Source organism: Streptomyces shinuiensis, assembly GCF_043660855.1.
Taxonomy (GTDB): Bacteria; Actinomycetota; Actinomycetes; order Streptomycetales; family Streptomycetaceae; genus Streptomyces.
This window is the reverse complement of the sequence record NZ_JBIHML010000001.1, coordinates 5,106,089-5,129,562: the sequence shown is the minus strand read 5'-3', so window position 1 is coordinate 5,129,562 and position 23,474 is coordinate 5,106,089. Positions and strand designations below refer to the sequence as shown.

Annotated in this window: 19 protein-coding genes; 5 read left to right on the top strand and 14 right to left on the bottom strand. The window is 73.5% G+C overall.

Annotated elements, in window-relative coordinates:
* Position 1: 1 nt before the first annotated feature.
* Positions 2–1,357 (bottom strand): ABC transporter substrate-binding protein, encoded by a 1,356-nt coding sequence (locus ACGRHY_RS23270; RefSeq protein WP_394637251.1) that lies wholly within the window; start codon positions 1,355–1,357, stop codon positions 2–4.
* 64 nt (positions 1,358–1,421) lie between these two features.
* Positions 1,422–2,927, bottom strand: a complete 1,506-nt coding sequence (gene arfA, locus ACGRHY_RS23265; RefSeq protein ID WP_394637250.1) for an arabinosylfuranosidase ArfA — start codon at positions 2,925–2,927, stop codon at positions 1,422–1,424.
* Between the two features lie 371 nt (positions 2,928–3,298).
* On the opposite strand from arfA, the gene ACGRHY_RS23260 reads away from it, so the two are divergent.
* Positions 3,299–4,330: a LacI family DNA-binding transcriptional regulator gene (locus ACGRHY_RS23260; protein WP_394637249.1), complete on the top strand. Its 1,032-nt coding sequence runs from the start codon at positions 3,299–3,301 to the stop codon at positions 4,328–4,330.
* A gap of 90 nt (positions 4,331–4,420) precedes the next feature.
* Here ACGRHY_RS23260 and ACGRHY_RS23255 read toward each other — a convergent pair whose 3' ends face one another.
* From ACGRHY_RS23255 to ACGRHY_RS23240, 4 genes are all read right to left on the bottom strand, one after another.
* Positions 4,421–4,597, bottom strand: coding sequence for a hypothetical protein (locus ACGRHY_RS23255; RefSeq protein WP_394637248.1), 177 nt, complete (start codon positions 4,595–4,597; stop codon positions 4,421–4,423).
* A gap of 194 nt (positions 4,598–4,791) precedes the next feature.
* Positions 4,792–6,498 (bottom strand): flavin monoamine oxidase family protein, encoded by a 1,707-nt coding sequence (locus ACGRHY_RS23250; RefSeq protein ID WP_394637247.1) that lies wholly within the window; start codon positions 6,496–6,498, stop codon positions 4,792–4,794.
* A gap of 97 nt (positions 6,499–6,595) precedes the next feature.
* Positions 6,596–7,420 carry a carbon-nitrogen hydrolase family protein gene (locus tag ACGRHY_RS23245; protein WP_394637246.1) on the bottom strand — a complete coding sequence of 275 codons (825 nt, stop codon included), beginning with the start codon at positions 7,418–7,420 and terminating at the stop codon, positions 6,596–6,598.
* 211 nt (positions 7,421–7,631) lie between these two features.
* A complete protein-coding gene (locus ACGRHY_RS23240) occupies positions 7,632–8,087 on the bottom strand; it encodes an Lrp/AsnC family transcriptional regulator (protein ID WP_394637245.1) in 456 nt (151 codons plus the stop codon).
* Positions 8,088–8,511: 424 nt separating this feature from the next.
* Between ACGRHY_RS23240 and ACGRHY_RS23235 the strand changes: the two genes are divergently transcribed.
* The 3 genes from ACGRHY_RS23235 to ACGRHY_RS23225 all read left to right on the top strand — a co-directional run bounded on the left by ACGRHY_RS23235 (position 8,512) and on the right by ACGRHY_RS23225 (position 11,897).
* Positions 8,512–8,967: a hypothetical protein gene (locus tag ACGRHY_RS23235; RefSeq protein ID WP_394637244.1), complete on the top strand. Its 456-nt coding sequence runs from the start codon at positions 8,512–8,514 to the stop codon at positions 8,965–8,967.
* On the top strand, positions 8,964–11,264 hold the full coding sequence (locus ACGRHY_RS23230; protein ID WP_394637243.1) for a DUF6571 family protein: 2,301 nt from the start codon (positions 8,964–8,966) through the stop codon (positions 11,262–11,264). The genes ACGRHY_RS23235 and ACGRHY_RS23230 overlap by 4 nt, the downstream gene beginning before the upstream one ends.
* Positions 11,265–11,462: 198 nt before the next feature.
* On the top strand, positions 11,463–11,897 hold the full coding sequence (locus ACGRHY_RS23225) for a hypothetical protein (RefSeq protein WP_394637242.1): 435 nt from the start codon (positions 11,463–11,465) through the stop codon (positions 11,895–11,897).
* A gap of 18 nt (positions 11,898–11,915) precedes the next feature.
* Here ACGRHY_RS23225 and ACGRHY_RS23220 read toward each other — a convergent pair whose 3' ends face one another.
* The 7 genes from ACGRHY_RS23220 to fmt all read right to left on the bottom strand — a co-directional run bounded on the left by ACGRHY_RS23220 (position 11,916) and on the right by fmt (position 20,296).
* Positions 11,916–13,403 (bottom strand): amino acid permease, encoded by a 1,488-nt coding sequence (locus ACGRHY_RS23220; protein ID WP_394637241.1) that lies wholly within the window; start codon positions 13,401–13,403, stop codon positions 11,916–11,918.
* A gap of 132 nt (positions 13,404–13,535) precedes the next feature.
* Complete coding sequence (locus tag ACGRHY_RS23215; RefSeq protein WP_394637240.1) at positions 13,536–14,240, bottom strand: class I SAM-dependent methyltransferase; 705 nt, start codon at positions 14,238–14,240, stop codon at positions 13,536–13,538.
* A gap of 73 nt (positions 14,241–14,313) precedes the next feature.
* Entirely contained in the window at positions 14,314–15,762 is a 1,449-nt protein-coding gene (locus tag ACGRHY_RS23210; protein WP_394637239.1) for a GuaB1 family IMP dehydrogenase-related protein, read from the bottom strand.
* A 112-nt stretch (positions 15,763–15,874) separates the two neighbouring features.
* Entirely contained in the window at positions 15,875–16,870 is a 996-nt protein-coding gene (locus tag ACGRHY_RS23205; RefSeq protein WP_394637238.1) for a sugar-binding transcriptional regulator, read from the bottom strand.
* Positions 16,871–17,055: 185 nt separating this feature from the next.
* A complete protein-coding gene (gene rpe / locus ACGRHY_RS23200) occupies positions 17,056–17,748 on the bottom strand; it encodes a ribulose-phosphate 3-epimerase (protein ID WP_394637237.1) in 693 nt (230 codons plus the stop codon).
* Between the two features lie 74 nt (positions 17,749–17,822).
* Positions 17,823–19,223 carry an RsmB/NOP family class I SAM-dependent RNA methyltransferase gene (locus ACGRHY_RS23195; RefSeq protein ID WP_394637236.1) on the bottom strand — a complete coding sequence of 467 codons (1,401 nt, stop codon included), beginning with the start codon at positions 19,221–19,223 and terminating at the stop codon, positions 17,823–17,825.
* 140 nt (positions 19,224–19,363) lie between these two features.
* Positions 19,364–20,296 (bottom strand): methionyl-tRNA formyltransferase, encoded by a 933-nt coding sequence (gene fmt, locus ACGRHY_RS23190; protein ID WP_394637235.1) that lies wholly within the window; start codon positions 20,294–20,296, stop codon positions 19,364–19,366.
* 327 nt (positions 20,297–20,623) lie between these two features.
* Here fmt and ACGRHY_RS23185 point away from each other — a divergent pair, with 327 nt between their 5' ends.
* Complete coding sequence (locus ACGRHY_RS23185; protein WP_394637234.1) at positions 20,624–21,220, top strand: hypothetical protein; 597 nt, start codon at positions 20,624–20,626, stop codon at positions 21,218–21,220.
* 52 nt (positions 21,221–21,272) lie between these two features.
* Here the strand turns inward: ACGRHY_RS23185 and ACGRHY_RS23180 are convergent, their stop codons facing one another.
* On the bottom strand, positions 21,273–23,435 hold the full coding sequence (locus ACGRHY_RS23180) for a primosomal protein N' (RefSeq protein WP_394637233.1): 2,163 nt from the start codon (positions 23,433–23,435) through the stop codon (positions 21,273–21,275).
* Positions 23,436–23,474: the final 39 nt, after the last annotated feature.

Below are 23,474 nucleotides of genomic sequence, written 5' to 3'. Positions count from 1 at the left end.
CTCACTTCGCGTACTTCTGCTTGTTCTCCGCAAGGAGCTTGTCGGCCGTCCGCACGCCCTCGGCAAGGGCCCTGGCGGGCGTGAGCCGGCCCAGGACGGCCTTCTGCACGGCCAGTTCGAGCGCCTTGGACTGGACGTCGCCGATGCCGGGGAGGGCGGGCAGGAAGTGGAAGACCTCCATGTCCTCAGCCAGCGCGATCTGCGGCAGCCCGGCGACCTCGGGGTCCTTGCGGGCGGAGTTGCGGGCGGGGATCATCCCTGCCCTGGCCCACTCGGTGGAGCGCTTGCTCATGTGGTCGATGAAGAACTTGGCGGCCTTGACCTTGTTCGCATCCTTCGCGGCCTGTGAGGTGAGCACGAAGTTGTGTGAGGCGCTCCAGGCGGCGGGGGTGTCGCCGATGGTGGGGATCGGGGCCATCTCCCAGCGCAGGTCCCTGGCGTTGGCCTTGAGGTCGTTGATCTGCCAGATGCCGTCCCAGGTGAAGCTGACCTTGTTGTTCTTGAAGGCGTTGTACTGGGCGTCCTGGGCGACCTGGGCGGGGCTGTGGCCCTTGGCGATCTGCTCGCGCATCCACGCCAGGGCCTCGACCCCGGCTTCCGAGCCCCACTCGGCGGCGGTGCCCTCGGCGTTGTACAGCTCGCCGCCGAACTGCCACAGCAGGGACATGAACATCAGGTGGGCGGGCCACTTGTTGGGCATCCAGAAGGGGTTGCCGATCCCGGCGTCGCGCAGTTCGGCGAGCGCGTCCTCGTAGCCGGAACGGTCGGTGGGCGGCGCGTCCAGCCCGGCGCGGGACAGGTGCCGGCTGTTGGCATAGTCGGCCAGGCAGTGCACGTCCAGGGGGATGCTGTAGCGCTTGCCCCGGTAGATCCCGGCCTGCCAGACCGCGGGGATGAAGTCGGACTCGGTCAGCTTCAGCGCGGAGACCACGTCGTCCAGCGGGACGAGGGTGCGGCGCGCGGCGAAGGTGGCGACCCAGTCGTTGTGGATGACGGCCACGTCGGGGCCCTTGCCCGCGGTGATGGCGGTGGGCATCGCCGGATAGAGGTCCTGCCACTGCCTGGTGGTGTCGCGCACCTCGATCCTGCCGGCGTACTCCTTGTTGAACGCCTTGAGCATGGTGCGCATGTGGGGGCCGTCGCCGCCGGTGAAGCCGTTCCAGTACTGGAGGGTGACCTTGGGGCCGTCGTACTCGCCGCCGTCGAACTCGGGCGCTTCGTCGGGGCCGCTGTCGTCGGCGCCCAGCTTGGTGCCCCCGCCGCAGGCGGTGAGCAGGCCGGTGCCGGCCAGCGCGCCCGCGGCGCCGAGGAAGGACCTGCGCCGCATGTTCGTACCGTACGGGGGTGCACTGCTCATTGTCTGCTCCTGGGAGGCGGTCGACCGTTACCGGAGGGGGCTGGGAGGCGAGGACGTGGGAGGGTCAGCGGGTGGTGAGGCGGATCATGCTCCAGGAGACCGGCGGCAGGTGCGCGGTGAGTGTGCCGTCGCCGGTTCCGGTGCCGTCCACCGGGCGGGGCCGGACGCGGTCGGGGCGCTCGGCGGTGTTGACCGCGCCCGGGTCGTCGTCGGCGAGCACGAGGTGTTCGACGACCCGGGCGCGGGGGAAGGGCCTCAGGTCGGCGGTGAGGGTGAGGGAAGAGGTGCGGTCGCGGTTGACCGCGAACAGGACGACCTCACCGTCCTCCTCGTCATGGGTGGCCGTGGCCCACAGGGCCGGGACCTCGCCGTGGCGCTCGGTCTCGATCACCGGTGAGTCCGGCTCCACACGCAGCACGGTGCCCCGGGCGTGGCGCGCCGTCTGCGCGAAGGGGTGGAAGATCGTCTGCCGCCAGGCGGGGCCGCCGGGCTCGGTCATGACCGGGGCGATGACGTTGGCGAGCTGGGCCTGGCAGGCGGCGCCGACCCGGTCGGCGTGACGGAGCAGAGTGATCAGCAGGCTGCCGACGACGACCGCGTCGGTGACGTCGTAGACGTCCTCGATGAGGCGGGGCGCGGGCCGCCAGTCCAGGGAGTCCTCGCCGCCGAAGCGGCTCTGGTACCACACGTTCCACTCGTCGAAGGAGAGTTTGATCTTCTTCCGGTCGCGCAGCCTGGCGCCGACGTGGTCGGCGGTGGACACGATGGAGTCGATCATCCGGTCCATCTCGGCGGCGCTGGCCAGGAAGGAGTCGGTGTCGCGGTCGGTGGGGTCGTAGTACGCGTGCAGCGAGACGTAGTCGACGAACGGGTAGGTGTGTTCCAGGACGGTCGCCTCCCAGGAGGCGAAGGTGTCGATGTGGGCGTTGGAACTGCCGCAGGCGACCAGTTGGAGGCCGGGGTCGAAACGCTTCATGGCGCGGGCTGTCTCGGCGGCGAGCCGGCCGTACTCGGCGGCGGTCTTGTGGCCCATCTGCCAGGGGCCGTCCAGTTCGTTGCCCAGGCACCACATGCGGACACCGTGCGGGTCGGCCACACCGTGGGAGCGGCGCAGGTCGGACAGGGCGGTGCCGCCGGGGTGATTGGTGTACTCCAGCAGGTCCAGGGCCTCGGAGGTGCCGCGGGTGCCGAGGTTGAGGGCCATCATCGGCTCGATGCCGGCCTTGGCCGCCCAGGCCATGAACTCGTTGAGGCCGAAGGCGTTGCTCTCCACACTGCGCCAGGCCAGGTCCAGGCGGGTGGGGCGCCGGTCGGCCGGGCCGACCCCGTCCTCCCAGCGGTGGTTGGAGACGAAGTTGCCGCCGGGGTAGCGCACGAGTGTGACGCCGAGTTCGCGGACGAGGTCCAGGACGTCCGTGCGGAAGCCGTCCTCGTCGGCCGCCGGGTGGTCCGGCTCGAAGATCCCGGTGTAGACCGACCGGCCCATGTGCTCGACGAAGGAGCCGAACAGGCGCCTGTCCACGGCCCCGATGCGGAAGCCTGGGTCGACGGTGAGACGGGCGGTGGGCATGGGAGCTCCTGGTGCTCAGGGGGCGGGACGTGCCGCGGACGGGACGAGGGGGAGGCCGGTCCCGTCCGCGGGGCACGCTCACCGCGTGCGGGACCGCTGCGACGGGCCGCCGACAGCGGTTCACGCCCGGTCGTTGGGAGGGACGAGCCGGGCGGATGGCGTGCGCTGATACGATTACATCGTTGAAACAGCGATGTAAATAGCCCCGGCACCGGTTCTTCCGAACCGGGCGGGACCCGGCCGCTGGGCCACGGAGGCCGCGTGCGGCACACGGCGCCGGGTCGGCCCGCGCCGCGCACCGGCGATGTGCCAGGGTGACCCGTACCGCTTCGTGAGCGGCACCGGTGGGTGCCGGGTGGAGGTGAACAGAGGTGGGCGCCAGCCTCAAGGACGTGGCCGCACGGGCCGGGGTGTCGATCAAGACCGTCTCCAATGTGGTCAACGGCTACACCTACGTGGCTCCGCACACGCGGAAGAAGGTCGAGCAGGCCCTGGCGGAACTGGACTACCGCCCGAACCTTTCCGCGCGCAACCTGCGCCGGGGCCGCACCGGCGTGATCGCTCTGGCCCTGCCCGAGCTGGACGCCCCGTACTTCGCCGAGCTGTCCCGGTTCGTCATCGACGCCGCCGCCGATCGCGGCTGGACTGTGCTGATCGACCAGACCGACGGTCTGGCCGACCGCGAGCGCGAGGTGCTCCAGGGCATCCGGGAGCAGCTCATCGACGGGCTCATCTTCAGCCCCATCACCGTCGGCCGCGAGGAACTGGCGGCCCGGACCGACAGCACCCCGCTGGTGCTGCTCGGCGAGCGCATCATGGACGGGCCCACCCACCACGTGGCCATCGACAACCAGCGTGCCGCCCGCGAGATGACCGAGCACCTGATCTCGCTGGGCCACACCCGCATCGGCGCCATCGGCGCCCAGGAGAACCCCAGCGCCAACACCGCCCACCTGCGGCTGGCCGGTTACCGGCAGGCGCTGGAGGCCGCCGGACTCCCCCACGACGAACGGCTGACCCCGCCGACGGGGTCGTACCACCGCGCCGACGGCGCCGCGGCGATGCGCCGGCTGCTGGAGCTGGACGAGCTCCCGCAGGCTGTCTTCTGCTTCAACGACCTCCTGGCGCTCGGCGCCCTGCGCACCGCGCTCACCTCCGGTCTGCGGGTCCCCGACGACCTGGCGCTGGCGGGCTTCGACGACATCGAGGACGGCCGCTACAGCACCCCGACCCTGACGACGGTCTCCCCCGACAAGGCCCGGATAGCGCGGACGGCCGTGGAACTGCTGGACGCCCGCATCAGCGGGAGTGGACGCGGCGGCCGGCCGGCCGGGGACGACGGGCGGCGCGAGGTGGAGGCGGACTACCGGCTGATCGTCCGGGAGAGCACCGTCAGCCCGTGACGCCGCAGGGTTTCCGGGACGGAGGGCGGGTGCGGGCCGTGGCCCCACGCCCCGCACCCGCAGCCGCACCCGCACCACGGGCCAGCCGTCCTACCAGTCCAGCCGGTCGATGAGCATCGGGCGGCGGTTGATGCCGTACGGCTCGTCCAGGCAGGGCCGTTCGCGGTCGGTGAACGGACCGCGCACCGAGCGGGAGCGTCCGGCGAAGGCCGACCATCCGGCGTCCTGGACGGACCCGGCCAGACGCGTGCGCGCGAGCCCCCTCACGCACAGGTCCTCCACCGCGACCGCTTGGTGCTCGCGGATCAGCCTCGTGGAGACTTGATGGTCGAACTCCCGGCGCGCGCCGGCCGCCCCGGCGGTACGGGACCGCCGGGACCGGGGCACCGCCCCGGGCGGGCCGGAGACCGGCAGGGGCCGGACGACGCGCCCCCGCAGACCGGTTCGGCCCGCCGGCCCGCTCAGTCCTCGGGGAGTTCGACCGGGGCGATCTCGTCGTAGACGTCGCCCGGTCCGGGGTTGGCGGGATCGGTGGAGCCGCCGAGGTGGTGCATCACGCCCCACACCGCGTTGAGGGCGGTCTGCACCGCGCCCTCGGCCCAGCCGGCCGTCCAGGAGATGTCGTCGCCGGCCAGGAAGACGCCGCGCTTGTCCTCGGGCAGCCGGTCCTGCGCGAAGTGGGTGAACAGCCGCCGCTGGTAGCGGTAGTGGCCCGGCAGGTTGGCCTTGAAGGCCCCCATGAAGTACGGCTCGTTCTCCCAGGAGACGGTGACCGGGTTGCCGGTGATGTGCTTGCGCACGTCGACGTCCGGATAGATCTCCCGCAGGGACTTGAGCATGACCTCCAGCCGCTCCTGGGGGCTGAGCGGCAGCCACTTGAGGGAGTCGTCGCACCAGGTGTACGACAGGCACATCACGGCCGGCCGGTCCGGGCCGTCGTCCAGCAGGTAGGTGCCCCGCGTCATGCGGTCGGTGAGCGTCATGCTCATCACGTCCCGGCCGGTGCGTTCGTCCTTGTCCAGCCAGAACGGCCGGTCCACCGGCACGAACAGCTTGGAGGACTCCATGTAGTGGGTCCGCTCGATCGCCGTCCAGTGGTCGATGGGGAACAGGTCGTCGTCACAGTCGATCTTCGACAGCAGCATCCACGACTGGGCGGTGAAGACCGCCGCCCGGTAGGTGCGCACGTCGCCGGTGGCGTCGGTGACGGTGATGCGGTTGCCCGCGGTGCGGTGCAGCCGGGTCACGGCCGGGCGCGGGTCGCCGCCGTGCAGGGACTTCAGCGAGGTGCCTTCCGGCCAGTGCACCAGCTTGGCCGGCTCGCGCTCCCACAGCCGCAGCGGAAGCTGCTGGCTGCCGCCGACGATGCCGCGGTGGTCGTCGTCGGCGCCGGTGTAGACGACCCGCAGGATCTCCAGGATGGAGTTGGGGAAGTCGGTGTCCCAGCCGCCGGTGCCGAAGCCGACCTGGCCGAAGATCTCCCGGTGGCGGAAGGAGGAGAACGCCGGGGAGTCGCACAGGAAGCCGTAGAAGGTCTGGTTGTCGAGCTTCTCCACCAGACGCGACCAGATCTCGCGGATGCGCGGCACGTCGCGCGTCCGTATGGCCTGCTGCATGCCGGAGAAGTCGGCGCCCTCCTCCAGGCAGGCGTTCCAGGCCTCCATGACCTGGTGGTAGACCTCCGGCAGGTCGCCCAGGGTGCGGGCGTAGTGGGACTCGCCCTTGAGGTCGACGACGGTGGAGGGGGTTTCGGGCGCCAGCGGGTTGGGGAACGGCTTCGTCTCGAGCCCCACCAGGTCCGCGTAGCGCCAGAAGGCGGTGGACGACGGCGGGAAGCGCATCGCGCCCATCTCTGCGGTCAGTTCGGGGTCGCAGCCGTCGAAGCGGGCCGTACGCAGCCGTCCGCCGATCCGGTCGGCCTCGTAGACCACCGGCTTCAGGCCCATCTTCATCAGCTCGTACGCGGTGACGATCCCCGACAGTCCGCCGCCGACGACCGCGACCTCGGTGCCGTGCTCGGTGGCGGGCACCTGGCCCAGGCCGGCGGGGTGGGCGAGGTAGTCGTCGTAGGCGAAGGGGAAGTCCGGGCCGAACATGGTGACGGGCGGCTCGGTCCGTGCCTGTGCGTGCTGCTCGTCGTGGACGGCGGCGGGCACCGTGGAGGTCATGGGTGGTTCTCCTGGTGGTACGTGGCGGGCTGTGTCCGGGCGGTCGGCCCGGGCCCGCGGCCGGCTGCGGTGCCGGGCGGGGGCGGGCGGGGCCGGATCAGGTGAGGGAGGCGTACAGCTCGGGGCGGCGGTCGCGCAGATAGGGGTTGTCCGCGCGTGACGCCCTCAGCCGCCCGGGATCGACATCGGCGGTGACCAGGTCCTCCCCCGTGCCCGCGCGGGCGCGGACCGTGCCGTCGGGGGCGGCCAGGCAGCTCAGTCCGGCGAAGGTGATCACGCCGTCGCCCCCGCTCCCGTCCGCGCCCTCGGTGCCGCAGCGGTTGGCGTAGGCGATGTAGAGCTGGTTCTCGAAGGCGCGGGCCGGCAGGAGGGTCTCGGCGACGATCTCGTACGGCCGCATCAGCGCGGTCGGCACCAGCAGCAGCTCGGTGCCGGCCAGCGCGTGGGCGCGGACGTTCTCGGGGAACTCCACGTCGTAGCAGACCAGCATCCCGACGCGGACACCGTCGAGGTCGGCCTGGACGACGGGGGTGTCGCCCGGACGGAAGACGGAGGTCTCGAAGCCGCCGTACAGATGGGTCTTGCGGTAGTCGGCCAGCCGGGCGCCGTCGGGACCGACGAGCCCGGCGGAGTTGTACACCGCGTCGCCGTCACGTTCGGGGTAGCCGTAGGCGACGGCGATTCCGTGCTCGGCTGCGATACCGGAGACCGCCTCGGCGCCGGAGCCGTCGGCGGGCTCGGCCAGCTCCGCCACCCGCTCCCCGATCGCGTACCCGGTCAGGTACATCTCGGAGGCGACCAGCAGCCGGGCCCCCCGCGCGGCGGCTTCGCGGGCGGCGCGGTCGAGGGCGGCCAGGCTGTCCGCGGTGGAGCCGGGGACACCGCCGGGACCCTGGAGCAGCGCGGTGCGCAGCGGCGTCATGGGACCTCTTCGCGTTCACGTCGGACAGCCGTACCGGGCGTGCCGGGGTACGGCTGCGGGATCTGGGGACGCCTCGACGGTACGGTCCGTCCGATGTGCCCCACAAGCCGCACCCGTTGCGCACCCTGTATCGATCCGTTGCGTCTTGGAGCCCTGGCACGTCGATTCGTTGCGCTTCCGGCCGTACGCCCGGCTGTACCTCCGGGGCGCCTCAGGCCGGCGCCCCCGAACCGTAGCGGCGCAGCAGCGGGGAGAGGACGAGCACCGACCGGGTGCGTTCCACGAACGGCTCCCCCGCGATCCGCTCCAGGACCCGCTCGAAGTGCCGCATGTCGGAGGCGAAGACCTGGACGATGGCGTCCGCGTCGCCGGTCACGGTGGAGGCGGAGGCCACCTCCGGATAGCGCGCCAGCCCCCGGCGGATGTCCTCGGGGGAGGTCTTGTGGCGGCAGTACATCTCGACGAACCCCTCGGTCTCCCAGCCGAGCACCGCCGGGTCCACCCGTACGGTGAAGCCGGTGATGGCGCCCTGCTCGCGCAGCCGGTCCACCCGGCGTTTGACGGCGGGGGCCGACAGCCCCACCTCGGCGCCGATGTCGGCGTAGGAGCGCCGGGCGTCCTCGGCGAGGGCGCGGACGATGCGTTCGTCGAGCTCGTTCAGTCGCACTGCGGGTGGGCCACTTCTGTCGTGCGGGCGGTACTCGGGGCGCCGCGGTGATCGCGCCGCCCCGGCAGCGAAGTACAACACACCAAACCGGCGGGGCGTTCCCTCGACGGCCCCGGGCCGCGGCGCGGACGGCCGGGGAATCCTCACCGAAGCGTCACCGGCCCGCCCCCCGTCCTGAAGAACGGGGCCTGCGGCCTTCAGGACCAGATCACACGGGGCGACGCCGCGGCCCGGTAGGGCGCATGTCCGGGTTTCCGGGCGCCCCTTTCCGGCCGCAACCCCGCGAACCGGGCGTCCCGGTGTCCGCCGGCGGCGGCACGGCGGTCCCGTCCCGGTTCCTTCCGCACAGCTCTCACTGGCGACCGGGAGACGCGTTTCTATACGGTGTGGCCCGACAGGCGGAGCCGGACGCGGGGGAGAGAACGTGTCGTTCGACGAGGAATGGAAACAGCTGGTGGAGGCAGCTGCCGAGCGGAAGGCCGTGCAGACGCGCCTGAACCGGCTCGACGGCGGCGGAGGAGGGGGCGTCTCGACGTCCTCCGGCGAACTCGAGGTGTCGCAGAAGGATCTGGCCGCCGTCGGGAACGCGGCGTTCGACCTCTACGACCGGCTGCGCAAGGACGGCGACCACGCCCGGGAGAGCAGCACCGGTGCCGCCGCGAGCCTGAGGGGCGACTTCGAGATCGGCGGCGCCCTGGACCACGTCGCGACCCGGTGGCAGGAGCAGCTGCGCACCCTCACCGACGCCTGTGCCCACATCTCCAACCACATGGAGTACAGCAACAAGGCCCACGCCAACGACGAGCAGCACATCAGCTCGCTGTTCAACAGCGTCTCCGCGCTCGACCAGGGCTTCGACGAGAGGACCCGGCGCCAGTGAAGCTCGACGCCCTCCGCCACGCCGACTTCTCCAGGCTGAGCGCGGCCGTCACCGACTGGTCGGAGATGGTCGGGAAGCTGAGCATCCTGAAGGACGACGCCCGCTCCCAGCTCAAGGGCAAGGCCGACAAGGCCGACTGGACCGGTCTGAACGCCGCCGTCACCCGGGAGTTCGTGGCCAAGACCGCCGGGGAGTTCGCCGACGCCCACACCCAGGCCTCCTCCATCCACAACATCCTCAAGGACACCCACGACGAGCTGGTCGAGTACCGCAGGCAGCTCAACGACGCCATCGAGCGCGGGCTGAAGAAGAACCTGACCGTCATCGCCAACACCGACGGCAGCTTCACCGTCACCATGAACATCCACCCCGACCGCGCCGCCGGGGGCACCGACGTCCCCGACCACACCCCCGAGGACGTCACCGCCCTGCGCGACGAGGTGCAGGGCATCCTCACCAAGGCCGCCGAGAGCGACTCCAGCGCCGCCGGGGCGCTCAGGGCCCTGGCCGACCAGACGCCCTACGGCTTCTCCGACGCCTCCTACGCCGACCGCGACGCGGCCGCCGAGGCGATGGAGGCCGCCGACCGGGCCGTCGAACTCGCCAAGGACCCCTCGGACATGTCCCCGCAGGAGTTCGACGACTTCAACTCCACCATGGCGCGGTACAAGGACGACCCCCTCTTCGCCGAGCGGTTCGCGACCGGACTGGGCCCCCAGGGCGTGCTGGACTTCTGGGCGGGCATCAACGACCCGCACACCAACATGCAGCTCGGCCAGGCCAGGGTGGACAAGTACGGCGGCCTGCAGGAGAACCTAGGCCTGACCCTGGCCACCGCCACCCAGTCCGACAGCCCCGCCATGCAGCGCTGGGAGCGGGACATGGTCGGGCTGACCGGCGAGTTCGTACCGAGCAGGGACAACCCCCGGGCCGTGGGCGCCCAGGTGATGAGCAACCTGATGCGCTGGGGCGACTTCGACGACAAGTTCCTGAAGAACTACGGCGACGAGCTCATCCGGGTCGAGAAGGAGCGCAGCGGCAACGGCCGCAACGCGGAGCTGGCCTGGCACTTCCCCATGGGCCCGATGCTCAACCGGACGGGCACCGACGAGGGTTCGGACCCGATGACGGGCTACATGATGGCCCTGGGCAGGAGCCCGGAGGCCGCCACCGACTTCTTCAACGGCACCTTCGTCACCAAGGACGAGGACCACGACTTCACCCGGGACACCGACGGCAACGGCAAAAAGGGCAAGATCGGCCTGACCAACTTCCAGTACCTCTTCGAGGAGCGCGACTGGCCCAAGCAGTACGACTCCGAGTTCAAGGAGAGCATCGCCGGGCAGAACGCCATGGGCTGGGCCCTGGAGGCCGCGGCGACCGGCCACCCGGCCGGCGAGCAGCCCACGCCGGACCTCCCCCCGCACACCCCGGAGCAGGCCCGGCTGGTGGAGCAGATCTTCGACTCCGTCTCGGCGGACACCGAACGCCTCACCGAGCGCGGCTACCTGTCGGACAGCATGGGCCAGATCGCGGCTGAGTACCTGCCCGACATCAACCGGGCAACCGCCGACGACAAGTACGGCAACTCCGACAAGCTCTTCCCGATCACCGGTGCCGTCGCCGAGATGGACCACAGCGACGTCACACGCTTCCTCGTCAGCGTGGGGCAGAACCCGGAAGGGTACGCGAAGGTCGAGGCTGGCCAGAAAGCGTACATGGCCAATCTGCTGGACTACCACCTGAACCCCGATCTCCCTGAGGACAAGCGCTACCCGCACTCCCCGGAGGAGACGGTCAAGGAGATCTCCCGGAGGTCCGCCGAGATCGGCGGCACGCTGGCCATCGGCCGTCAGGAGGCGGTCCTGGGCGAGGCACACCAGAAGGACGAGGACTACCAGAAGGCAGTCAACCAGGCGAAGAACGTGACTTCCGGCGTCATCGGCCTCGGGATCGGAGTGGGGACGAGTTTCGTCGCGACGCCCGTCGCCGGTGCCGCGGCCGGCGGAGCCGCCAGCACGGTCAGCAGCGTCGTTCTGGAGCAACTCTTCGGCTCCATGCAGCCGGAGAACCTCAAGAACGCCGGCCAGGACGCCGCCACGAGGTGGGAAGACACCAAGGACACGAACGTGGAGCTGAGTCAGCTGGCTGCCATGGAGGCAGCCAAGGCCCACGATTCCCCGCACTCCGATCAGGTGGCGGAATGGGCGCGCATCGGCACGGCGGACGGCTTCAACGACGCCTCCACGAACGCCGCTCAGATGGCGGACGACCTGGAGACCGAGATTCCGAACTAGCGTTCGCGGAGCACCCCGCCCGGCAGACATATCCCATCAGTCGACACAGAGGTCAAGGTGCAGCATCACACGGTACGTGGAGGTTCCCGGCCCCGGTCGGCCCATACGCTCGTCGGAGCGGTGGTGCTCGGTCTGTGCATGTCCGCTTGCTCGTCTTCGCCGGACAGGGAGTACGAGATTCCCGAGTCGCTGTGCGGCGTGACCGTGCCGACCGATCGGCTGGAGCCGTTCCTTCCTGGCGGCGAGGAGATCTCCGTGCGCCCCGGCGTCGCCGAGATCGACGGCATCGAGCGTTGCCGCCTCCATGTGGACGGCAAGGAGGTGCTGTCGTTCACCACGGAGTGGTGGGAGGAAGGAACCGGGCTACGCGAAGCCGCCACCTCGGCGGCCGGCCTCAGTGGCCACGACTCGATCGGCCTGGGCGGCGACGAGAAGGTGCGGGAGGAGCTGCCGTACATGTACTCGAAGACGGGGGCGCTCGCCGTAGTCTCCTGCGCGAAACCGCGCAAGGCCGACCAGGAGTTGTTCGCATCGGCACGGGTCTCCGCTGTCGGCAAGCCCGACGAGGCGGCGATGAAGAAGCTCATCGCCGCCTACGCCGAGACCGTCGGGAAGTCCGACGAGTGCGCCTGACGCCCGCCGGGCCGGGCACTACCGGCCGGCCCGGCCGGTGGCGCCCGGCCCGGCGGGCTCGTTGAGGCGCGAGTGGCGGATGCCGTAGGTGAAGTAGACCGCCAGGCCGCCGGCCAGCCAGAGGCCGAAGACGGTCCAGGTGACCGCGTCCAGGCCGGCCATCGTCCACACGCAGAACCCGAAGCCCAGCGCGGGCGGCAGCGGTGAGAACGGGACACGGAAGCCGCGGGGCGTCTGCGGGTGCGTGCGGCGCAGGACGACGACGGAGACGTTGACCAGCGCGAAGGCGAACAGCGTACCGATGCTGGTGGCGTCGGCGAGCCGGCCCAGCGGGACCACGGCGGCCAGGGTGCCGCAGAAGGCGGCCACGATCAGGGTGCCCGCGCGCGGGGTGCCGGTGCGCGGGTGCACCCGGGAGAACACCTTCGGGATCAGCCCGTCGCGGGACATGGAGAACAGGATCCGGGTCTGCCCGTACAGGACGGCCAGGACGACACTGGCGATGGCGACGACGGCGCCGAGGGCCAGCAGGACGGACCAGAAGGCGCGGCCGGTGACATCCTCCGCGATCGCGGCGAGGGCCGCCTCGGTGCCGGTGAAGTCCTGCCAGGGCAGGGCGCCGACCGCGACGGCCGCGACCAGGCAGTACAGCACGGTGACGATCACCAGCGACAGGACGATGGCGCGCGGCAGGTCGCGCCGGGGGTCCCTGGCCTCCTCCCCGGCGGTGGAGGCGGCGTCGAAGCCGATGTAGGAGAAGAACAGCGTCGCGGCCGCGGCGTTGATGCCGGCCACCCCCAGGGGCGCGAACGGGGTGTAGTTCCCGGCGCGCACGCCGGTGGCGGCGACGGCGCAGAACAGCAGCAGCGCGCCGATCTTCACCGCGACCATGGCCGCGTTGACGCGGGCGCTCTCGCGGGCGCCGCCGAGCAGGAGGGCCATGGCCAGCAGGACGACCAGCACGGCCGGCAGATTGACGAGCCCTCCGTCGCCCGGGGGCGCGGAGAAGGCGGCCGGGATGGTGGCGCCGACGGTGCCGTCGAGCAGTTCGTTGAGGTACTCGCCCCAGCCGACGGCGACGGCGGCCACCGACACCCCGTACTCCAGGATCAGGCACCAGCCGATCACCCAGCCGAGCAGTTCGCCCATGGTGGCGTAGGTGTAGGTGTAGGAGGAGCCGGAGACCGGGATGGCGCCGGCCATTTCCGCGTAGGACAGGGCGGAGAACAGCGCGGTCAGTCCGGCGAGGGCGAAGGAGACGGTGACGGCCGGACCGGCCTCGGGGACGGCCTCGCCCAGGACGACGAAGATGCCGGTGCCCAGGGTGGCGCCGATGCTGATCGAGGTGAGCTGCCACACCCCCAGCGAGCGCCTCAGCAGGCCGCCCTCGCCGTGACCGCTCTCGGCGACGAGCCGCTCGACGGGTTTGCGTCGCGTCAGCCGCGAGCCGGCCCCGCCGGGCCCCGGGGAGGGAGGGGAAAGGGGGGAAGCGGCGCCCTGGTCCATCGCGGGACGACTCCTCGGGAGATCTTTCGCACACCGGTCACACGCGGATCCCTCCGAGCCTCGCACACCGCCTCGCGGTGGCCGCCGTACACGCGCACGCGTGTACGCGACGGTCCGTTCCCGTCCCGCGCGTCACCCCGCGGGCAGGGCCCTCACCCAGGTCCGGTCGTCGGTGAGGTAGGAGTCGACGGTCAGTTCCGCGCCGGCCAGCGCCTCCTCGAACTCATCCCGGTCCAGCCGCCGGGAGAGGAACGTCTGGGCCCATGCCGCGTCCGGGAAGACGTACTCGCAGCGGATGGCGGACACCCGCGGGTCGTCGGTGGGGTCGGCGGCGGCGATCCGGATCAGTCCGCCGCCGGCCCTCCGCTCGCGGGGCACCCGCTCGTGCCAGTCCTCGCCCTCCCGCTGGACCAGCACGCATCCGTCGTCCGCGACGTGCCGGCGGCAGGCGCGCAGCAGCGCGTCGCGCACCCGGACGTCGCCCGTGTGGACCAGGAAGGAGGACAGCAGGACGGCGTCGAAGCGCTCGTCCAGCTCCAGCGTCTCGATGGGCGAGCACACGGTGCGGGCGCCGCGCACGTGCTCCAGCATCCGCGGCGACTCGTCGACGGCCGTCACCGCGAAGCCGCGCTCCAGCAGGGGGCGGGTCACCCTGCCCGCTCCGCAACCCAGTTCCAGCAGGCTCGCCCCGGCGGGCACGGCCGAGGCGATGACGTCGGGTTCGTCGCCGGCGGGGAGGCGGGTGTAGACCTCCACCGCGCAGCCGTCGGGGGTGATCGCCCCGGGGCCGGTGCCGCTGTGGCCCCGGCGGGTCTCCTCGTGCGCCGGTCCGCTCATGGACCCATCGAAGCAGCCGCGGCCCGCCCCGGAAAGAGGACCGGAGGGGCCGCGGGCACCGCGGGGGCGCGGGTCACCAACTGGCGTGCAGCGGCTTGCCCTCGGCGTAGCCGGCGGCGCTCTGGACGCCTATGACGGCCTTCTCGGCGAACTCCTCCAGGGTGGCGGCCCCGGCGTAGGTGCACGAGGAGCGCACCCCGGCGATGATCGAGTCGATCAGGTCTTCCACCCCCGGCCGGGCCGGGTCGAGGAACATCCGGGAGGTGGAGATGCCTTCCTCGAACAGGGCCTTGCGGGCCCTGTCGTAGGCGGACTCCTCGGCGGTGCGGTTGCGCACCGCGCGTGCGGAGGCCATGCCGAAGCTCTCCTTGTACAGGCGCCCGTCGGCGCTCTGCTGGAGGTCGCCGGGGGACTCGTGGGTGCCGGCGAACCAGGAGCCGATCATGACGTTGGAGGCACCGGCGGCCAGCGCCATGGCCACGTCGCGCGGGTGCCGCACGCCGCCGTCGGCCCAGACATGCTTTCCGTGCCTGTGCGCCTCGGCGGCGCACTCCAGGACGGCGGAGAACTGGGGCCGGCCCACACCGGTCATCATGCGCGTGGTGCACATGGCGCCCGGCCCGACGCCGACCTTGACGATGTCGGCGCCGGCCTCGATCAGGTCCCGGGTTCCCCCGGCGGAGACGACGTTGCCCGCGGCCACGGGGACCGGCGGGTCCATCGCGCGGATCGTCTCCAGGGTGGAGAGCACGGACTCCTGGTGACCGTGGGCGGTGTCCACGACGAGGGTGTCCACTCCGGCGTCGAGCAGTCCCCCGGCGCGGCCGGCGACATCGCCGTTGATGCCGACGGCGGCGGCCACCCGCAGCCGCCCGGCGTCGTCGGTCGCGGGGGTGTAGAGGGTGGCGCGCAGGGCGCCCTTGCGGGTGAGGATGCCGACCAGGCGGCCCTCGGCGTCGACGGCGGGGGCGAGCTTGCGGTGGGCGCCGTCCAGGCGGGTGAACGCCTCGCGCGGGTCTATGCCGGCGTCCAGGAGCAACAGGTCCCGGGACATGACCTGGGCGAGCTGGGTGAAGCGGTCCACGCCGCTCAGGTCGGAGTCGGTGACGACGCCGACCGGCCGCCGGTCGGCGTCGACGACGACGCCCGCCCCGTGCGCCCGCTTGGGCAGCAGGGACAGCGCGTCGGCGACGGTCGCGGACGGCTCCAGGACGATGGGGGTGTCCAGGACCAGGTGGCGCTGCTTGACCCAGGAGATGACGTCGGTGACCACGTCCAGGGGGATGTCCTGGGGGATGACGGTGAGACCGCCGCGGCGGGCGACCGTCTCGGCCATCCGGCGCCCGGCGATCGCGGTCATGTTGGCCACGACGATCGGGATGGTGGTGCCCGTCCCGTCGGGCGCGGAGAGGTCCACGCCCTGCCGGGAGCCGACCGCGGAGCGGTTGGGCACCATGAAGACGTCGTCGTACGTCAGGTCGTACGCGGGCCGCTGGTCGTTGAGAAATCGCACGTACTTCATTGTTGCACGACCGCCCCGCCCCCGGCCATGGAGAAAAGACCAGGTGAGCGGGGCCGTCGTCGTACGTTCCCACCAACGCCGGGCCCGGGCCGGGCTCCGCCGGTCCGGGCCCTCAGGGCGCGCTCTCGTCCGGGTCGGCCCTCTCCAGCGCGGCCCGGGGGCCGGGCGCTGTCTCGTGCAGCAGGTGATCGGCGGCGGCGGTGTCGGTGACCAGGCTGGTCACCAGCCCGGAGCGGAGCACCGCACCGATCGCCTCGGCCTTGCGGCGGCCGCCGGCGATCGCGATGACCTCGGGGATGCGGCGCAGCCGGTCGGCCTCGACGGTGATGCAGCGCTCGCCGAGGTCGCGGCCGATGCGGCGGCCCTCGGCGTCGAAGAGGTGCGCGGACATCTCGGCGGCGACCCCGAGGGAGGCGTAGTGGGCGCGCTCCTCTTCGCCGAGCATGTCGTGGACGGTGGAGACGCCCGGCTCCCAGGAGCCGATGGAGACCGCGGCCACGGTCACCTTGTCGAAGTACTCGAACGCGGCGGCGATGCTCGTCTGGCCGCGCAGCGCGGCGGCGGTGGCCGCGTCCGGCAGCAGCATCGGCGCGTAGATCGGGTGGGCCTCGCCACCGGAGACGGTGGCGGCGCGGCGCACGGCCTCCACCGAGCCGCGCTCGGCGGTGCCCGCGTCGTAGACGCCGGTGAGCTGGACGACGGTGCACGGCGGGAGCCGGTGCAGCGCGGTGGCCATGTGGATGGTTGAGCGGCCCCAGGCCAGGCCCAGAACGTCCCCCTCGGTGACCAGCTCGCCCAGCAGGTCGGCGGCGACCTCGCCGAGGTTCTCCGGGTCGGCGGCGTCCTCGGCGGCGTCCGAGGGCGACTCGACGACCACGGCGTGGCGCAGCCCGTAGCGGGCGCGCAGCGCGTCGGACCGCTCGGCGTCCAGTTCGGCCGGGACCCGGATCTCGATGCGCACCAGATCCCGTTCCAGCGCGGTCTCCAGCACCCGGGCCACCTTGAAGCGGCTGACCCCGAACTCGTCCGCGATCTGGATCTTGGACTTGCCCTCCAGATAGAAGCGGCGCGCCATGGCCGCCGCCTGCATCAGCTCGGCGGGACCCATTCTCGTGGCTGACCGCCCGGTCGACACCGCACTCACCTCGCTACCGTTCCGCCGTACTCGTGTACGCGCCGTTCCTCACTCTGCGCGTTCATCCTCGCAGATCCGCGGCGGTCCTGATCCACTCCGTGCACGGTGCACCCATGCCCGCCTCCGCGCAGGCGTCCCTCAGGCGCCCCGGGCCGTCCTCAGTGGGCGCACGTGCCGGCGGCCCCGTTCGCGGCCTCCCGGGCCTGGGCGCGCAGCGCCTGCACCGCCGCGGCGGGGTCGTCCGCGCCGTAGACGGCCGAGCCGGCCACGAAGACGTCCGCGCCGGCCTCGGCGCACCGCTCGATGGTCGAGGCCGACACCCCGCCGTCCACCTGGAGCCACAGCTCGAGGCCGTGCTTGTCGATGAGCTGCCGGGTGCGGCGGATCTTGGGCAGCATGACGTCGAGGAACGCCTGGCCCCCGAAACCGGGCTCGACGGTCATCACCAGCAGCATGTCCAGCTCGGGCAGCAGGTCCTCGTACGGCTCGATCGGCGTGGCGGGCTTGAGCGCCATGGAGGCGCGGGCGCCCTTGGCGCGGATCTCGCGGGCCAGCCGCACCGGCGCGGCGGCGGCCTCGGCGTGGAAGGTGACCGATCCGGCCCCCGCCTCGACGTACTGCGGCGCCCAGCGGTCGGGGTCCTCGATCATCAGATGGCAGTCCAGCGGGGTGTCGGTCGCCTTGCGCAGCGACTCCACGACCGGGACGCCGAGCGTGAGGTTGGGGACGAAGTGGTTGTCCATCACGTCCACATGGAGCCAGTCGGCGCCCTCGGGTCCTCCGACGCGCCGCGCCTCCTCGGCCAGGCGTGCGAAGTCGGCGGACAGGATGCTGGGGTTGATCTGAGCCATGGCCCCAGTATGTCGTGTCACCCGTCCGGCCCCGCCGCCAGGTGCGCCCGCGCGCACCGCGCCGGCCCGTGGGCTCAGGTGCGGCGCAGCAGGGCGAGGTACATCGCGTCGGTGCCGTGCAGATGCGGCCAGAGCTGGATGTCGGGGCCGTCGCCGAGGGAGGGCACACCGGGCAGCAGCGGGCGGGCGTCGATCAGCCCGGCGCTCTCGTGCCCGAGCACGTCGTCGACGACCGCGCGGGTCTCGGCCGGGTGCGGCGAGCAGGTGGCGTAGCCGACGACGCCGCCGGGCCGGGCCGCGCGCAGCGCCTCGGTCAGCAGTGCGCGCTGGAGCGGGGCGAAGCCGGCCAGGTCCTCGGGGCGGCGGCGCCAGCGCGCCTCGGGGCGGCGGCGCAGGGCGCCCAGTCCGGTGCAGGGCACGTCGACCAGGACGCGGTCGAAGGAGCCGGGCCGCCAGGCGGGGCGGGTGCCGTCGGCGGTGACCACCTGGCAGGGGCCGGGGTTGTCGCGCAGGGCGCGGGCCACCAGGCGGGCGCGGTGCGGCTGCTTCTCGGCTGCGAGCAGGGCCGCGCCGCGTCCGGCGGCCAGCGCACCCAGCAGCGCGGCCTTGCCGCCCGGTCCGGCGCAGCCGTCCAGCCAGCGGCGGTCGGGCCCGTCCAGGGGCGCGTTCGCCAGCGCGAGGGCGACGAGCTGGCTGCCCTCGTCCTGCACCCCGGCACGCCCCTCGCGCACCGCCTCGATCGCGCCGGGCTCACCGCCCTCGGCGAGCCGGACGGCGTACGGCGACCAGCTGCCGGGCACCGCGTCACCGGTCAGCAACTCCTCGGCGGTGGCGCGGCCGGGGCGGGCGACCAGGGTGACCTCGGGCCGGGCGTTGTCGGCCTCCAGCAGCGCCTCGATGTCCTCACGCCCGCCGCCGAGCGCGTCCCACAGGGCGGAGACGATCCAGCGGGGGTGGGCGTGGACGACTCCCAGGTGCTCCTCGGGGTCGTCCTCGTAGGGCGGGGCGACCTTCTCCAGCCAGCCGTCCAGGTCGTCGGCGGCGATCCTGCGCAGTACGGCGTTGACGAACCTCGCCCGTCCGTCGCCGAGCACCACCCGGGCCAGCTCCACGGTGGTGCTGACCGCGGCGTGGGCGGGGATGCGGGTGCCCAGCAGCTGGTGGGCGCCGAGCGAGAGGACGTCCAGTACCGGCGGGTCCACCTCGCGCAGCGGGCGGTCCACACAGGCGGCGATGATCTCGTCGTAGGTGCCCTGCCGGCGCAGCGTGCCGTAGACCAGCTCGGTGGCCAGGGCCGCGTCCCGCCCGTCGATGTCGCCGCGCCCGCGGGCCTCGCGCAGCAGCGGGGGCAGGGCGAGGTTGGCGTACGCGTCGCGCTCGTCCACGGCCCGCAGCGCCTCGTAGGCGATCAGGCGTACGGGATCCTTCTTGGGGCGGCGGTAGGGCCTGGCGGGACGGCGTGGCCGGCTGCTCACGTGAAAGGTGCTCCGGGTGGTGTCGGGGGCGGCGCGCGGTGGGCGCGGCGTTCCAGCCTAATCCCCCGCGTCCGGGCCTCTTGTGCGGGTGACGCCGCTCCGGGTGACGCCGCCTCCCCGCCGGGGCGGGACGGACCGCCTCATTCCCCCAGCCGCTCCCCCTGGTCGATGCGCACGCCGCGCGCCCAGTCGGCGGCGGCCATCGGCTTCCTGCCCTGCGGCTGGACCCACAGCAGTTCGGCGGCGTGCGAACCGGTGCCGGCGTGCACGGTGTTCTTGCCGACGGCCAGCTCGCCGGGAGCCAGGCCGGTGCGGTCGGGGGCGAGGGCGGTCTGCCGCAGCTTGAGCCGCTCGCCGCGGAAGAGCGTCCAGGCACCGGGCGCGGGCGAGCAGCCGCGCACCACGCGGTCCACGCGCAGGGCCGGGGCGGCCCAGTCCACACGGGCGTCCTCGACCGTGATCTTGGGGGCGAGGCTGACGCCCTCGGCGGGCTGGGGGACGGCCCGCAGCGTGCCGTCCTCGATGCCGTCCATGGTGGCGGCCAGCAGTCCGGCACCCGCGAAGGCGAGCCGGGTCAGCAGGTCGCCGCTGGTGTCGGTGGGCCGGATCTCCTCGGTGACCACGCCGTAGACCGGCCCGGAGTCCAGCCCCTCCTCGATGAGGAAGGTGGAGGCTCCGGTGACCTCGTCCCCGGCCATGATCGCGTGCTGGACGGGCGCGGCGCCGCGCCAGGCGGGCAGCAACGAGAAGTGCAGGTTGACCCAGCCCCTGGCCGGGACGTCGAGCGCGACCCGGGGCAGCAGCGCGCCGTAGGCGACGACCGGGCAGCAGTCCGGGGCGATCTCGCGCAGCCGGGCGAGGAAGTCCTCGTCGCGCGGGCGGGCGGGCCTGAGGACCTCGATACCGGCCTCCTCGGCCCGCTGGGCGACCGGGCTGGCCACCAGGCGGCGTCCGCGCCCGGCCGGCGCGTCGGGCCGGGTGACGACGGCCGCGACCTCGTGCCGCTCCGATGCGATCAGTGCGTCGAGGGCGGGTACGGCGACCTCGGGGGTGCCGGCGAAGACGAGCCTCATCGGTGCGGGACTACCTCTCGGAGACGGGTGTGTCAGGGACGAGCGGGGGCGGGCGGATGCGTCGGGGGCGGGCACGAGGCCGCGCCGGGCGCGGGGATGCGCGCGGCGCGGAACGGCGCACCAGTCTACGGTCCGCCGCGGCGGCGGGCCCGGCGGGCGCTCCGGGCACCGATCGGGGCGTACGGGACCGGACACACCGCCCTCACGGGCTTTCTCACGCCCCCTCAGCGTGACTCCGGCGCCCGGTGCGGCGTTGGTCAATGCAGCTTGACCGAAACGGCCGCGGACGCGGCCGGCCGATCCCACGCCGGTTCGAGAGGCTTGACCATGGCCGACCACGCCACCCCCGACGCCCGGGCACGGGCCAGCCTGCACCTGCTGGTGCGGGACATCGAGCGGGTCCGCCGGCAGGTGGACGCACTGCGCACGCTCACCGCGCAGCTCGGCAACGTCTACCGGCCGCGGCGCACGGGTCCGTCCGCGGGCTTCGTCGTCTACGGCAGGGCGCCCGCGCCGACCGTACGGCTCGCCCAGGAGCTGCGCGACAGTGTGGAGACGCTGGTGACGGCGGCCGTGGAGTTCGACCGCTCGCTGGGTTTCTCCTGGGACGCGGTGGGTTCGGCCCTCGGTGTGACCAAGCAGGCCGTCCACCGCCGCTACGGCTCACGCCGGCCGGCGGCGCAGACGGGCGGCGCCGCGACGGCGCCCGCGGCCACCGCACAGACCACCGCACAGGCCGCTGCTCCGGTCGCCGACGGGACGGAGGCGGCGCGGCGGCCCGACCGGGACGGGGAGGGCGGCCGGGAGACCGGGGCCGCCGCACGCACCGTGGCCGCGGGACCGGTCGCTCCCCCGGCGCCCGGGCAGCGGGCGCAGCCGCCGGAGCCCCGCCCGGGTGCCCTCCCCTCCCCCCGCGACGGCTGACCCAGGGCCTTCTCCTCCTCCGCCCGGTGCCGGGGGTACCGCGTCCGGACGCTCAGCCGATGTCCTCCGGATCGACGCGGACGCGTACGGGCTCGCTCCCGCGGCGGGCGAGCCGGGCCGCACGGGCGGTCCTGAGCGCGGCGGCGAGCGCCGCGCCGCTGCCCGGCGGCACCCTCACCAGAGCCCTCTCCCACCGCTCGCCCGGCGGCGGGCCGCCCGGGCGCCGGGGCCGCCCCGCATCGGGCACGGGCAGCGGCACCGGACCCAGGACCTCGGCGTCGGGGGGCAGCCCGGCCGGGGCCAGCAGTTCGGCGACGGCTTCGGGCGGTCCGGTCACGGCGGCCATCCGGGACACCGGCGGGAAGCCCAGCTCGGCCCGCTCGGCCAGCTCGCGCCGGGCGTGTCCGGCCGGATCCCAGCGCACCAGCGCCTGGACGGGCCGCAGCGCCGGTTCGGCCATCACCACCACTGTGCCGCCCTCGCCGTGGGGGCGTACCAGTGCGGCGGCGTCCAGCCAGCGGCGCAGCGCCTCCTCCCCCGCGCGCAGATCGGGGCGGGACAGCAGCGCCCAGCCGTCCAGCAGCAGGGCCGCCGCGTAGCCGGGCCCCTCGGCGACCGGCTCCGCGCCGGGGGTGCTGACCACCAGGGCGGGCCGGTCGGGCACGGTGTCCAGGACATGGTCACGGCCGGAGGTGCGGACGGGCACGGCCGGGAAGGCCCGGCCCAGTTCCTCGGCGGTGCGCCGGGCTCCGAAGACCCGCCCCCGCAGGCGGGTGCCGCCGCACTCCGCGCACGCCCAGCCGGGCGTGTCGCGTCCGCACCAGCCGCAGCGGGGCGGGGCGTCGCCGCCGGCTGCCTCGAGGGGACCGGAGCAGTGGGCGCAGCGGGCGGGCTCGCGGCAGCGGTCGCACGCCAGCCGGGGTACGTAGCCGCGCCGCGGCACCTGCACCAGCACCGGGCCGCGTTGCAGGGCCTCGCGCACGGTGCTCCAGGCGAGGGTGGGCAGCCGGGCTGCGCGCGCGGCCGGGTCGCGTGCCTCGTCACCGTCGCCGACGGTACGGACCAGGGGGGCGCTCGCCCGCACCGCGTCGCGGTCGGCGGCCAGCGGACGGGCCCAGCCGGTCTCGACGAGCTGGGCGGCCTCCACGGTGCTGCCGTGCGCGCCCAGCAGGAAGCCGCAGCCCTCCCGGGCGGAGCGCAGCAGCAGCACCTCGCGGGCGTGCGGCATCGGTTCACGTGGGTCGCGGTGGCTGGAGTCCCCGTCGTCCCAGATCGCGACCAGCCCCAGGTCGTGCACGGGCGCGAACATCGCGGCGCGGGTACCCACGACGCAGCGCACCCGACCGCGGTTGACGGCCAGCCAGCGGCGGTAGCGGGCCTCGGCTCCGGCGTCGGCGGTAAGCAGGACGTGCCGGCCCTCGCCGACCAGGGCGGTGAGGGCTTTGTCCACCCGGGCCGCGGCCCGCCCGTCGGGCAGTACGGCGAGCGCGCCGCGGCCGGAGGCCAGGGCGGCGGCCAGGGCCCGGGCCAGCTCGTCGGGCCAGTGCGGCCCGGGCAGCGCCGTCCACACCGCGCGCGGGGACTCCCCACCGGCCAGCGCCCGCAGATAGCCGGGCCCGGCCGGGTAGCGCGCCCAGGAGGACGCCTCGGGCGGCGGGGGCGGTGGCGGGGGTGCGGCCGGGACCCCAGCGGCGGGCGCCTTCTCCGCGCGGGCCATGCGCGGGGGCACGGCGAGCTGGACGACGTCGGCCAGCGCCCCGGCGTAGCGGTCGGCGACGGCCCGGCACAGCCGCAGCAGGCCGGGGCCGAGGACGGGTTCCGGGGAGAGGACCTGGGCGATGGGGGCGAGGACGCCGGGGAAGTCGGAGTCCGCTCGGCGCTCGACGATGAAGCCGTTGACCAGCCCGCCGCCCTCGCGGCGTCCGCCCCGCTCCCCCGCGCCGAAACGTACCCGCACCCGCGCCCCGGGCCGGGCCTCGGCGTCCATGGCGGCGGGGACGGCGTAGTCGAAGAGCCGGTCGAGGTGGAGCAGCCCCTTGTCGACCAGGACGCGGGCGACGGGGTCGCGCTCGGCGAGCTCGGCGCCGCGCCAGGTGCGCGGCCGGGCGCGGGGCGGTTTGGCCCGGCGGACGGTCTCGCGGATCAGCGCCAGCTGCTCGCCTCCCGGCGGGTCCTGTGCCGGAGGCCCGTCCGGTCGCCCGTTCTCGCTGCTCACAGCCCTCAGTCCTACCAGAACCCACTGACACGGCCCGGC